At 61.0% G+C, this 1,760-nt stretch carries 2 protein-coding genes; both read right to left on the minus strand.

The features are described 5' to 3' along the window. A partial coding sequence (locus B3F49_RS09340; RefSeq protein WP_293910616.1) for a 6-phosphogluconolactonase occupies positions 1-677 on the minus strand: 677 nt, incomplete at its 3' end. A 35-nt stretch (positions 678-712) separates the two neighbouring features. After that, the coding region (nagA, locus tag B3F49_RS09345; protein WP_293910618.1) for an N-acetylglucosamine-6-phosphate deacetylase at positions 713-1,760 on the minus strand (1,048 nt) is incomplete at its 5' end.

Here is a 1,760-nt window from a genome sequence, read left to right on the forward strand (position 1 = left end):
TTCAGCAGGGTTGCCGGAACCATCGGATCGACGGGCCTGGTGATGGTGTTGTACACCGCTTCAGCCTTCACAGCATGCGGCACAGAGGAGACGATATGCCTGCAGGCCATGATCTGGCGGGGGCACATCGTGATGGCCTGCTTCGGCACATCCCTCAGGGCCTTGAACCAGCCCTCCCCAACCTGTTGCTGCTTGCACCGTTCGTCCAGCTCCACCACCTTGTAGGCAAGATCGGTTTCAAAGTCGGCAGGAGGGTCGTTGAAGGCGATATGCCCGTTCTCCCCGATGCCGATCACCCCCACGTCCACGACCTTCCTGCGCAGTTCTGCACTCAAGGCGGCGATGTTCTGCTGCACGTCGCCTTCCCCGTTCACGAAGTAGGCTGCCTTGAGGTTCACCTTGGAGACGAAGCGCTCCTTCAGGTACTTGCGGAAGCTCGCGATGTGGCTCTCGCTCAGGGCGACGTACTCGTCCAGGTGAAACATTTCGACTTTGCTCCAGTCGACATCCTCCTGCGTCAGCGCCTCCATCGTCTCGAACTGGCTCGCACCGGTGGAAAGGATGATCCTCGCCTCACCTTTGGCCTCTATCGCCTCCCTGAGCAGGTCGGCTATCTTCCTGGCCGCCTGAAGACCCAGCTCCTGTGGATTCTCTGCAATCGTAATGGTAATGCTCATACGTTCTCCTATGGTTCTTGGTTTGGTCGGTGCCCCTACAGCACTTCCTTCCCTGATACAAATACCCGCTTGACGGTGATGTCCCGGCCTAAGACCAGGAGGTCGGCCTGCTTGCCCACCCGTATCGAACCGGTGGTCTCCCCAAGCCCCATGAACAAGGCAGGCAGGTAGGAGGAGGCACGCACCGCCTCCCACAGCGGAAGGTCGGCGTCGCGCATCAGGGTGCGCACCATCCGGTCGCAGGTTGCAACGCTGCCGGCAAAACATGTCTTGTCCGGCATCTTGGCGATTCCGTCCTCGACAATCACCGCCGTCCCCCCCTCGATCGGGCCCAGGATGGAGGGCCCTTCGGGCAGACCTGCCGCCCGCATGCTGTCGGTACAGGCGCAGATCTGTTCGCTCTTCTTGGCCTGGTACACGAGCTTGAGCAGAGCCGGGGGTAGGTGCATGCCGTCGGCTATCACCTCCAGCGTCAGCCCGTCGATGAGATAGCCGCTCTCCACTACCCCCAGGATCCTGAAGCCGTTCTTTCTTGTAATAGTGGACATCGCCGAGTAGAAGTGCGTCAGGTGGTTGATGCCGTGGTCGAACGCCTCGCTCATCTGCTCATAAGTAGCAGCAGTGTGCGCAGCCGAAAGATGGATGCCCATCGGCACCAGCCGGTCGGCCATTTCCAGCGAACCCGCGAGCTCGGGGGCCAGCGACCAGCGGCGGATCAGACCCTCGGCGTACTCGACCACCGGCATGTAGTGCCGCTCATCGGGCAGGCGCAGGTGCCTCTCCTCCATCGCTCCCTTCTCAAAGGGGCTGAAATACGGCCCCTCCAGGTGCAGGCCCGGCAGGTGCGGCATGCCATCGGTGAGCTTGCTTGCCTGCTTGAACACATCGAGTGTCTGATAGAGGTGCTTGTCCGTGGATGCCAGGGTGGTGGGGAGGATGGTCGTAGCTCCAAAGCGCAGGTGGGCTTTTGCTGCCTGCTCGAAGGCCTCGACCGTCCCGTCCATGTAGTCAAATCCTCCCGAGCCGTGAGTGTGGATGTCCACAAACCCCGGGGAAAGGTACAGAGAGTGGCAATCAATGATG

Origin of the sequence: Sphaerochaeta sp. UBA5836 (assembly GCF_002432845.1) — a bacterium.
In the GTDB taxonomy this organism is placed as follows: domain Bacteria; phylum Spirochaetota; class Spirochaetia; order Sphaerochaetales; family Sphaerochaetaceae; genus Sphaerochaeta.